We start from the raw sequence: 10,415 nt of genomic DNA, 5'->3' as shown, positions 1-10,415 counted from the left end.
CATTCAAGTTTACTGTCAAATCCTTAGTCGCTACGAGGTTGCTTAAATCCGCCTTGCCGTCTTTCGCACCGTACACTTTGATAGTTGCTTTATAGCTTTGAGTGCCGTTTTGTTTCAAGAGGTCTAGAAGCTCTTTATCTGATTTACCTTGGGTACCAGCCAAATCTACTTCATAGAAGTAAAGGCCTTTGCCCAATTTTTCTACTGGTGGAAGAGCTGGATTTTTAGCCGAACCATTGTCTGACCACGGGGCCTTGTCTGAAGCTTTCAAGATAAGGCGAGTTAACATACCATCACCAGCGAAGAATTCGTATGGAATAACTTGGTTGACACCGGCTGTAAATGGGCCTGGGAAGTTGGCTTTATCCAAGTAAGTGGCTGGAACATCCACTGTGTCTTTAGTATTATCAGCTACGCCTTTTTGGACTTCAGCTGGGGTGGTTGCTGGTTGAGCTTCATTTGCTTCACGGTCTTGTCCAGAAACTGTAGGCGCAGGATTTGTCGCAGGTTTAAGCGCATCTCCTGTTTCTTTCTTAGATTCTGGTTTTGCTTGCACTTCTTCTTTTGGCGCTACCACTTGGTCTTTATCAGCTACATTCACTTTTTCTGGAGAGCTTGTAGTATCCAAGCTTGCTTTAGGTACTGAGTCTGCCTGTTCTGAAGGAAGAGCTGTATCGACTGCTTCTTTGAGAAGTTCTACTGGTAAGTCACTCTTTTCACTTACCGAAGTAACATCTGGTACAACTTGAGCAGGGGTTGGATTAACCGCATCGGCATGTACAGAACTTGGTTGACCAACTAGGACAAAAAAGCCACTAGCCACAACAACTGAGGCAACACCGACACTAAGACGGCGAATAGACCAACGAGTATATCTTTGATTTGGATTGAATTTCATAGGATTCTCCTTAGAGTTTTTCTTTATTTGATGACTCTAGTATAATCTCCTAAAATTAAAAAGGATTAAGAAAAAGTTAAAATTTTTCTTAAATCCCTCTTATAAAATACTTATATTAATTAAATCCATAAACAGATTTTGTGATTTGATAGACGACATTGGAAAGTTTGCGAGCTGGCAAGACCGAATGTTTGGTCAAACGGCTCAACATGGTCTTACGGATAGCCTGAAAGACCTCTGGATTTTCCTGCTGAATATAGGTCCACAGCTCCCGTTTTTTGGCAAGATGCTCTACTGTGCCTGCTCGATTGAGCAAGGCACTGGAAATCACCGTCGTGATTTCAATATGATTCAGCAAATATTCTCGCATTTTTGGATGACTCACTTGGGACAAATCAAGCTGATCTACCAAGAGTCGATTGACCTTGAGTTGCTGGTCAATGCGCTTAATCATCACTTGCTCATTGACAGACTGGTCCTCACGCCCAATCAAATAACGATAGAAATCGACAGGCAGATAGTACATGGTCTTGACCTGCTGAAGGGGGGTAAAGACAAAGAGATTATCAACATAAAAGGTATGCTCAGGCAATTGGAACTGGCTCGCTCGCAACAAATCTGTCCGGTAAATCAGCGAGTGCATCATGATATACTGGCCTTTTGAGAAATTTCCGACCTGATCCCAGCCAAAAATCTGTTGGACAGGCAAGACTGACTCGTAACTCATACTCTTCTTACGAGACTGACCTTCCTTTTCATAGACAAAATTGGTCACAAAGGCATCAACTTCCTGCCCCTCACTCTCTAGTTCCTGCAAGGTTTCAAGAATTTTCAAGTAGGCACGAGGATCCACCCAGTCATCACTATCAACTACTTTAAAATAACGACCAGAAGCCTCTGCCAAGCCGCGATTGACGGCACCGCCATGGCCTTTATTTTCCTGATAGATGGCTCTAACGATGTTAGGATACTTGCTGGCTAAACGCTCAGCGATTTCCTGAGTCTGGTCCTGAGACCCATCATTGATAATCAAAATCTCAACTTGCTCACCACCAATCACTAGCGACTCCACACAGTAGTGAAGATAGGCAGCGGCATTATAGCTGGGGATGGCGATAGACAATAACTTCATAATCTACTCCTTTAGGGAACTGATTTTTTCTTATACTCAATGAAAATCAAAGAGCAAACTAGGAAACTAGCCGCAGGTTGCTCAAAACACTGTTTTTGAGGTTGCAATAGAACTGACGAAGTCAGCTCAAAACACTGTTTTGAGGTTGTAGATAAGACTGACGAAGTCAGTTACCTATACCTACGGCAAGGCGACGCTGACGTGGTTTGAAGAGATTTTCGAAGAGTATTACTCTCTCTTGTCACTTCTTTCTATTCTACCATAAAGTCCAGTTTTTGAAGGACTTTTACTGGAATACAAGGATTTCTGACTCTATTTCCTATCTAGGACATCAAAAAAGAGGGGTGCTCCCTCCTTACGAATTTAATTCTGCCAAGTCATCTAGATACTGGTTGTTAATAACCGCCAAGATATAGGCATCGGCTTTCAAGAGATCATTGGGACCAAACTGGACATCCAAGGGTGAATTTTCTTGTTCACGAAATCCTAGGACATTGAGGTTATATTTGCCACGTAGATCCAGCTGGCTCAGGCTTTGACCTGCCCAAACACTCGGAATCTTCATCTCCACGATAGACACATTTTTATCCAGCTGAAAGACATCAACATTGTTATGAAAGAGAATGGTCTGCGCTAGAGACTGCCCCATTTCATACTCAGGTGAAATCACCGAGTCAGCACCGATTTTTTCTAGCACCTTCTTGGCTGTCTGGCTTTTGACCTTGGCAATAACCCTTGGTACCCCTAGACTCTTACAATGCATAACTGCAAGCACACTCGACTCTAGATTTTCCCCTGTTGCCACTACAACCGTATCACAGGTATCAATTCCTGCAGTTCTGAGGAGTTCCTCATCTGTAATATCGCCCACAACTCCACGCGCCAAAACTGGCTCAAATTGATTGATACGCTCAGCGTGGTCGTCAATGGCAATAATATTCATATCTTGCTTGGCTAGGGCCGTCAGGACACTACTCCCGAAAATCCCCAAACCTAAAATTCCAATCGTACGATCTGACATAGTTCTTCCTTTCTTATCCAATACTAATATCTGCTTTCATATACTGAATCAAATCTTTCTTATCAGGCTGGTAATCCGCTAGACTGACCAGCAAGGTCAAGGGACCGATACGGCCAATAAACATGAGTACCATGACAATGCTGAGAGCTAACTTGCCCAGTTCTGGTGTCAGATTTGCCGTTACCCCAACTGTCGCAAGGGCTGAAATGGTCTCAAACATGAGGTAAATAAATCGCGGTGTTCCTTCTGCTGTAATTCCCAACAACATCAAGCCCAACAAGAAGGTCATCAAAAAGATAATGAAGACACTAAAGGATTTTTGAACTGTTCGAGCCTCAATGGTTCTCTGCGCAACATTGGCATGAGGCAAGCCCAGCAATTCACTACGCGCAAAAACCAACAAGACAAAGAAAGTCGTAATCTTGAGACCCCCAGCCGTCCCTCCAGGCGCCCCTCCGAGAAACATCTGTAGGATATAGATAAACAGGGTCACAGGCCGAGCTTGAGTGTAGTCAATAGAGGCAAAGCCAGCTGTTCTCATGCTGACGGTTTGGAAAAAGCTAACCAGCACTTTCTCTGGAACGCTGAGATTGCCAATGGTTCCTGGATTGTGCCACTCCGTAAAGAGTGTAGATACTGTCCCAAACAGCAAAATCCCTGCAGTCAAGAAGAGAACCAACTTGGTGTGGAAACGCAGACGGCGTTTTTTCTTCTTATCAAACTGGGTTGCTAAGTCAAACCAGACCATAAAGCCGAGACCACCCGTGATAATCAAACCAGCAATGACCAGATTGATCAAGGGATCCGTCTGAAAAGCCACTAAACTGCTACTGCCGAAATTATCAAAACCAGCATTACAAAAGGCTGAAATGGCTAAAAAGATGGAGGTAAAAATGCCCCTTCCCCAGCCGAACTCAGGAATAAAACGGAAACTTAGTAGAAAGGCACCCAAGCCCTCCACCAGAAAAGTCGTCAAAAAGATAGACCGCATAAAGGACTTCAAAGACTTACTTTCCCCATAACTAAAACTCTCCTGAATGGTTTCACGACTACGCAGACTAAGCTTTTGCTTGCCTTGGATATAAAAAATCCCGATAAAGGTCATGAGCCCCAGACCACCAATCTGTATCAAGAGCATACAAATCAACTGCCCCCAGACATTATAGGTAGTAGCCACTGGTTGCGTAGAAAGGCCGGTTACACAGACCATAGACACCGTCGTAAAAAGATGGTCAAAATAAGTAGCCTGCGAACCACTTGCCTGAACAAAAGGCAAACTCAAAAGGAGAGAGCCTATAAGAATAACTCCAGCGAAACTTAAAAAGATGCGACGAGCTGGCGAAAGTCCGCCCAAGGCCCTTTCAAGTTTTTTCACAAATAATTTGAATAACATACATCCATTGTACCATAAAAAGAAGGAGAGTAGCTATATCTGAAAGGCTATCTCAAGGCAGAGTTCCAAGGCCTTCTCGAAAGCTTCTGAACCCCAGTCACGACTATCGTACTGGTCCAAGTCTGCTAAGGAATCAGCTGTAAACAACAACTCTCCCCAGAGAACCCCACGCAGTTGGGCTACTGCTGCAAGCGCAGAACACTCCATCTCCACAACAGCACAGCCTTCTTCCTTGCGATAAGCCACCTTTTCAGCCGTTTCTCGGTAAAAACCGTCTGTCGTCCAGGTCATGACTTCTTCATAGGGAATCCCTCTGACTTCCAACACTCGCTCAATAGCAGCAATAGCTTCTGGCTGAATTTCCATATAACGAGAAGGTGCCACATAGTGATAACTAGCTCCTTCATCTCGCAGAGCGCGAACAGGGACTAGAAAGGCATTTTCTTCTATATCAGCTAGCACACCACAGGTTCCAGTGGAAATAATCTGCTCCACACCATAGCCAATCAACCAATCCATAAACTGGGCTGCTGGAGCTGAACCAACAGGAGCCTGAGCCAAACAAAGTTCCTCGCCCTTGTAATTGATGACATAAACTGGATAGGTCTTGGTGGCAGAAACAAATTCGCCGACACAGTCCGCCCCTACTTCCCTCGCATAGCGGTCAATCTCCTCACCTAAAAATGCATAGACACACTTCTTTGGCAAGTGCAAGTCCAGCCCCTCGTGATAGGGCATGATGACCGCCTGAGGATTATCATCGAACTCTAAAATAGGAATCTCATGTTTCTGAATCATAACCACCTCCTCTAATTTTGTACTATTGTATCAAAAGCTGACCGAGTGTCAAGGAGGGGATTGATGAACTGAGTAGAAAAAATCTCAGTATTCTTGGAATTCTCGACACTAAGTGATTTTATAAATCATAAGGAATTAGAGTAAACATTACAAACGTAGCCCCTCTGTAATTAATCTTCAGAGGGGACGTTATATATTAGTAGTTGTTGATGATAACTGTTACCTTAAAAGAAAAGTATTTATGTCGCACTCTATCTGGAAGTTGTTATCAAATTTTTAAAAGATTAACTTCCAAGATGATCATTCACTATAAAGAGCTTCTAACTCCCTCTTTAAATATTCAGCTAGATGTTGATGAGCAAAGATGTCAGCATTCTGTTCCGCTGTAGGATTATAGTTTGTATTGGTATTTACATCATACACATAAATATCTCCGCTTTCTGATTGAACCCATTCTATAGCTGCCACATCAATATGAGCATTTTTAAGGAAGGCTTCATAAGCTTCTTTTTGAGATTCTGGTAGTGGTTCTGTAATTTGGAATTTTTCAGAAGTTTCCAGTTGTTCTGGTCTCTTACCGATTTGACAACCATCTGCTGGACAAAGTTGGAAACCATCTGAAGAATCAATTGAAACAGTATAAAGGAACTTCTGATTGATAAACTCTGAACGACGGATACGACCATCACTTGGTTTAATATAAGCCTGCAACAAGGTAATACCATCTACTGAAGGTTCAAAAGCAGAACTATTAACATAAGCTTCTAGTTCTTCTTCATTTTGGAAAAGTTGCACTCCTAATCCCTTTCCTGCTCTATTATGCTTGGTAATCAAAGGATAGATATTCAATTTTCTTGCTGCTTCAATAATATTTTCCGGTCCCAAAACAGCAACTGTTGCTGGAGTCTCAATACCAGATTCATTTAATTTCAAATATTGTTTCACCTTACTGATTTCTAGATTGATGGCTCCCGTTCCATTAACTACTTTACGTCCATGAGCCTCTAGCCAAGTAAGCACCTGCTCCGTAAACTCTGGTGCATAGCGATGCCCTCTCGTATGAGAAGATGCGGACATCCTATTATAAAAAATTCCTTGTGGAGGTGGACTTTGAAGATCTAATATCCCACTCGATAAATCCCATAATTCATAAGGTACTTGTATTTTTTCTAACCATTTTACTAAATGCTGTGTCCATTCAATATTTTCATGAATCACATAAACTTTTGCGTTACTCATAAGTCCTATCTCCTTTAAGAAAAATTAACTGACAATTGATGTTGCTTGTCTTCCTCTAAACTATAACCTTCTGTTTTTTCAATGACACTGACTGTTAAGATTTGACCCAAAACATTGATCATTGTACGGCCAGCATTCACAAAGAAATCAACTGCAAAAATCAAGGCTACTCCTTCTACTGGCAATCCAAGCTGGGGTGCTGCTGCCAACAAAACTACGATAGCTCCTGATGGAACAGTCGCTGCAGTTTTCCCAATTAAGGTCAAAAGTAAAACTGTAAATAAGAGACTTGATAATGAAAATTGGATACCGTAGGCATGTGCGATAAAAATAGTGGCTACTGAAAAATAGACAGCTGCTCCTTCTAGATTAAAGGTATATCCTAAAGGAACAACCAAATCAATCGTATTCTTATCATGTCCCTGTTTTTTTAAATCCTTTAATAGGGACGGTAACACAACACTCGAACTACCTGAAATAAATGCTAGAGTCAAGAGGCTCCAATTTTCACGAAAAGCAGTCAAATATGGAACTTTAAAGATAGAGGCAATCAGAGGGAAAACAACTAAAATGAGAACTCCATAAGCCAAATAAGTTCCGATAACAAATTGACCAAGTCCAACTAACTTATCAATCCCTGTACTAGCGACATCTTTTGCAATAAATCCAAAGATTCCGACAGGAGATAATTTTACAATAACAGTTACAATTTTATAAATAGCTTCAATCCAGATCTGGAAACCTTCAAGAATTTTTTGGGTTTTATCATTCTTCAAGCTACCAATTCCATAACCAAGAAATATAGCAAAAACAATAATTGGAAGAAGAGAGCCTTCTGAAATTGACTTCACAATATTTGATGGAATAAAACCAAGTAAAAACTCACTCAATTGGACATTATTAGCTATCCCGTCGATATTAGCTCCAGTTTGACCAATATTCACACCTTGACCAAATCCCAAATAGTAACTAGAGAATACAAATAACAAAGTGATTGTAGTTGTAACAGCGAAAAAGTAGAGTAAGGTCTTCGTTAAAATTTTACCAAACGATTTTTTTCCAATGACACTAGCCACTGCAACTACTATAATTGGGAATATTAGTGGAATAATGACCATGTTCACCAATTTAATAAATGCTTGTCCTAAAAATTGATAAAAACCTGCAAATTGTGGCCAGATTACTGCAAAAATAACACCTAAAATCAAAGCTAGCAATAATTGCAAACCGAGTGAAAGTTTTGACCATAAATTAACTAATTTCATAAAATAACCCCTTTGCTTTTATTTGCTAATTATTCTACTACGAATCTTCTAGCTTGACTAATATATATTTTCTATTGTGACCATAAAAAAGATTTATAACAATATCTCAAAGTGTCGTCATATCTATTTCGCTATCCATTATGAATTTTTTATGTTAGAAAAACACCACCATCTAAACTACTCAACTGGATGGAGCAATTCCATAATGATCAAGAAGAGTGACTTCAAGTATCAAATCTACAAAAATAGGCTGAGTAAAAAGTCTTTGAAATCAGAAAAACGCATAATATCAGGTAATGAACAACCTTGATATTATGCGTTTTATTGTTGAAAGATTTACTTCATTTTTCTTGAAATTAAGTTTTTCCCAGCCTCTTCTACTTCTATTTCACAGGTATCTCCTTAATCACGCACGCAGGATTGCCAGCTAGGACAACGGTGTCGCCAAAGGACTTAGTGATTACAGCCCCCTGCTCCAGCAACAACATTATTGCCCAGTGTTACTCCAGGAAGGACAATGACACCTCCTCCAGCCCAGAAATTATCTCCGATAGTAATAGGCTTGCTGAATTACGTTCCTGCGGGTCCAATGGATGGAGGGGAGTCAAGAACTGACAGTTAGGACCAATCATAGCATTGTCCCCGATGCGAATCGGACAAACATCCAGCATGGTCAAGTTCCAATTAGAATAAAAATTTTCCCCTAGATGGATGTTGACTCCATAGTTGACCACCAGGCGTGGATTGATATAAAGATTTTGCCCAGTTGAACCAAACCAATCCTTGATAATCTCCGCCCACTTCAAGGGATCTTCTTCCTTGTTAAAGGCAGACTGTTTTTGGCGAGAAGCCTGAGCCAAGGCTCGCAATTCTGGGTCCGATGGACGGTAAACCTCTCCTGCAATCATTTTCTGGTATTCGCTGATCATTGTTTTCTTCTCCTCGTTCCCTATTATCATATCAAATTTTCTACGTGTCTGACTAGAATAAGGAGCACTTTCTACAATTGATCCTCTGATTGTCATCATATCCTGTCTAAACGAATACGGGTCACGATTCCATCTGGGTCTGTGATTTCCAACTGGATCGATGTCAGCCACTTAACTGGTACATCAACTTCTTGCGCTCGCTGGGCAATCGTTAACAGTTCTTCTTTACGAGCGACTTCAATGACATAGTAGGTTAAGCCTGGCAAACCTGCCTTACGCGGAGCTAAGCCTTTTCCTCCCCATTCATTGACTGCTAAATGATGATGGTAATCTCCAGCCGCAATCCAACTAGCGCTAGGCACACTGAACTTATCCTCTAGTCCTAACACCTTTTGATAAAACTGGCTGGACTTTCGACTATCCTTGACGGAAAGATGGATATGGCCCATTCTCGTACCTTCTGCTAGGATAAAGGGCTCTACTCTTTCCCCCAATTCATAGATATCCTGCGCCGCAAGAGCCTCTGTCACCCCGGTAATGCGTCCATCTTCTCGAATATCCCATGTGGAAACGGGCTTATCTCGATAGAGCTCGATGCCATTCCCCTCCAAATCTTCCAAGTAAAGGGCCTCACTATAACCGTGATCTGCACCGCCAACAAGAGGAATCTGTAAATCTGTCAGGTGTTTCAAGACATCAGCCAAAGCCTTTCGTGTCGGCAAGAGAATGGCCAAATGGTAAAGGCCATAATGTTCCCTTACTTCTCCACTCTCTTGTGCTTGAATCAGTTGTACCAAGGCTTTTCCACCCAGGCCTAGAACTACCTCTGTCTCAGTTTGAGATAAGATTTCTAAACCAAGCACTTGCTGATAAAAGGCTGTTTGACTTGCCAAATCCTTTACATTTAAAACTGCCTCTGCCAAATAAATGTGGCTCTTGTATTCATAGGTCATAAATAGTCCTCTTTTCTGTTGTAATATTTTTTGTTACAACTATTATATCATTCCCATCAAGAAAGTCAAGTTAGACAACTTATAGATCATGATTCTGTAATCTTGTCTATATGGGATTAGAACGAGAAAATCTACAGAGAATTGACAATAAAACCACCGAAAATTTTTAACCAATACTATGATAACTCTCATCTCAATCCCAAAAAGAAAAGGAGCGGATATGATATCCTACTCCTTATTCTTATCAGAAAATCTAATTAGAATTAGTCTTCTTTTTTCTTGCGAGCAACAAGTCCAAATCCACTCAAGACACCTAAAAGTCCAAGTGCTGCTAAGCTAGAGTCGGCTTCTGTACCTGTGTTAGGCAATTCTTTTTGAACTTCAACATTTTTAGGTGTTGATGGTTGAGAAGCTGGTTGGTTTGGAGTTGATGGTTCAACATGCTTAGGTATGACTGTTACTGGGACTTCTACCTCTACGATTTCTCCTGATGGTAGTTTCACTTTTACTTTAACACTTGGTTTTTGTCCTGCCGTATCAGTTGCTGGGATTTCTCCAACTTCTACGATTTCGGCACCTTTTGGTAACTCAACATGTTTCTTAACATCATCTTTGCCAATTGGAGTTCCAACCTCTACTACGATTGGGGTAGTTTTAACTGTTTCTCTTGGAGCTGGAGTCGCTTTTGGAGTAACAGTTACTGGAACTTCTACTACAATAACTTTTCCATTTGGTAATTCCACAGTTACTTTGACTGGATCTTTCTTACCTGGTGTTGTCAAGTCTG

General features: G+C 41.2%; 9 protein-coding genes and 1 pseudogene. All 10 read right to left on the bottom strand.

Annotation, left to right across the window (positions count from 1 at the left end; translation table 11 throughout):
- The coding region (locus HMPREF2628_RS07450; RefSeq protein WP_142350510.1) for an SSURE domain-containing protein at positions 1–898 on the bottom strand (898 nt) is incomplete at its 3' end.
- Between the two features lie 115 nt (positions 899–1,013).
- Positions 1,014–2,030 carry a glycosyltransferase family 2 protein gene (locus HMPREF2628_RS07445; protein ID WP_070842788.1) on the bottom strand — a complete coding sequence of 339 codons (1,017 nt, stop codon included), beginning with the start codon at positions 2,028–2,030 and terminating at the stop codon, positions 1,014–1,016.
- 355 nt (positions 2,031–2,385) lie between these two features.
- Positions 2,386–3,051 (bottom strand): potassium channel family protein, encoded by a 666-nt coding sequence (locus HMPREF2628_RS07440; protein WP_001283909.1) that lies wholly within the window; start codon positions 3,049–3,051, stop codon positions 2,386–2,388.
- Between the two features lie 13 nt (positions 3,052–3,064).
- Complete coding sequence (locus HMPREF2628_RS07435; RefSeq protein WP_070842787.1) at positions 3,065–4,444, bottom strand: TrkH family potassium uptake protein; 1,380 nt, start codon at positions 4,442–4,444, stop codon at positions 3,065–3,067.
- 33 nt (positions 4,445–4,477) lie between these two features.
- Positions 4,478–5,242, bottom strand: a complete 765-nt coding sequence (locus HMPREF2628_RS07430; RefSeq protein ID WP_070842786.1) for a nucleoside phosphorylase — start codon at positions 5,240–5,242, stop codon at positions 4,478–4,480.
- 300 nt (positions 5,243–5,542) lie between these two features.
- Complete coding sequence (locus tag HMPREF2628_RS07425) at positions 5,543–6,481, bottom strand: ATP-grasp domain-containing protein (RefSeq protein ID WP_070842785.1); 939 nt, start codon at positions 6,479–6,481, stop codon at positions 5,543–5,545.
- 14 nt (positions 6,482–6,495) lie between these two features.
- Positions 6,496–7,746, bottom strand: coding sequence for a dicarboxylate/amino acid:cation symporter (locus HMPREF2628_RS07420; protein WP_070842784.1), 1,251 nt, complete (start codon positions 7,744–7,746; stop codon positions 6,496–6,498).
- Between the two features lie 383 nt (positions 7,747–8,129).
- Positions 8,130–8,675: pseudogene (locus HMPREF2628_RS07410) on the bottom strand (sugar O-acetyltransferase).
- 95 nt (positions 8,676–8,770) lie between these two features.
- Entirely contained in the window at positions 8,771–9,628 is an 858-nt protein-coding gene (locus HMPREF2628_RS07405) for a VOC family protein (protein ID WP_070842783.1), read from the bottom strand.
- A gap of 263 nt (positions 9,629–9,891) precedes the next feature.
- Positions 9,892–10,415, bottom strand: a 524-nt coding sequence (locus HMPREF2628_RS11135) for an LPXTG cell wall anchor domain-containing protein (RefSeq protein ID WP_222563129.1), incomplete at its 5' end; no start/stop codon positions are given.

It is taken from the genome of Streptococcus sp. HMSC063B03 (genome assembly GCF_001836965.1).
Classification (GTDB): Bacteria; Bacillota; Bacilli; order Lactobacillales; family Streptococcaceae; genus Streptococcus; species Streptococcus pneumoniae_F.
This window is presented reverse-complemented; position numbering and strand designations above follow the sequence as displayed.

Coding starts and splice junctions, on each gene's coding strand:
- HMPREF2628_RS07440 (WP_001283909.1), bottom strand. CDS start 3,051: ATGTCAGATCGTACGATTGGAATTTTAGGTTTGGGGATTTTCGGGAGT.
- HMPREF2628_RS07430 (WP_070842786.1), bottom strand. CDS start 5,242: ATGATTCAGAAACATGAGATTCCTATTTTAGAGTTCGATGATAATCCT.
- HMPREF2628_RS07435 (WP_070842787.1), bottom strand. CDS start 4,444: ATGTTATTCAAATTATTTGTGAAAAAACTTGAAAGGGCCTTGGGCGGA.
- HMPREF2628_RS07425 (WP_070842785.1), bottom strand. CDS start 6,481: ATGAGTAACGCAAAAGTTTATGTGATTCATGAAAATATTGAATGGACA.
- HMPREF2628_RS07420 (WP_070842784.1), bottom strand. CDS start 7,746: ATGAAATTAGTTAATTTATGGTCAAAACTTTCACTCGGTTTGCAATTA.
- HMPREF2628_RS07445 (WP_070842788.1), bottom strand. CDS start 2,030: ATGAAGTTATTGTCTATCGCCATCCCCAGCTATAATGCCGCTGCCTAT.
- HMPREF2628_RS07405 (WP_070842783.1), bottom strand. CDS start 9,628: ATGACCTATGAATACAAGAGCCACATTTATTTGGCAGAGGCAGTTTTA.